A 490-nucleotide genomic window follows, 5' to 3' on the forward strand; every position below is an offset into this window, starting at 1 on the left:
GCCCGGCCGGAGTGTCCGGTGGGATGTCCGGTCAGAAGGCCCCCGGCGGCCAGGAGTCCGTTCATGCCCGGTTGTTGCCCGAACCTGTTTACTTTCCGGAAATCCGAGCGTAGCCTCCGAAGAAACCACAAGTTCGGGCATCGGTCGGAGGTAAACGGACATGTACGCACCCGAGCGACAGCAGGAGATCCTCCGGCTCGCCCGTGACGGCGGCCGGGTGGACGTCGTGTCGCTCGCCGAGGAGTTCCAGGTGACGGCGGAGACGATCCGCCGCGACCTGAAGGCCCTCGACCGGGCCGGCCTGCTGCGCCGGGTGCACGGCGGTGCCATCCCGGTCGGCCGCCTCGACTTCGAGCCCGACCTCACCGAGCGCGAGTCCACGGCGGCCGATGAGAAGGACCGCATCGCCAAGGCCGCCCTGGCCGAACTGCCCACCGAGGGGACGCTGATCCTCGACGCCGGTACGACGGTGGCGCGCCTGGCCGCCGCC

1 protein-coding gene is annotated in these 490 nt (G+C 70.4%); it reads left to right on the forward strand.

Features of this window, described 5'->3' with window-relative positions; all coding sequences use genetic code 11:
- Window positions 1–160: 160 nt before the first annotated feature.
- A partial coding sequence (locus tag BZY54_RS54535) for a DeoR/GlpR family DNA-binding transcription regulator (RefSeq protein ID WP_244217734.1) occupies window positions 161–490 on the forward strand: 330 nt, incomplete at its 3' end.

It is taken from the genome of Streptomyces carpinensis (assembly GCF_002154505.1).
Classification (GTDB): domain Bacteria; phylum Actinomycetota; class Actinomycetes; order Streptomycetales; family Streptomycetaceae; genus Streptomyces; species Streptomyces carpinensis.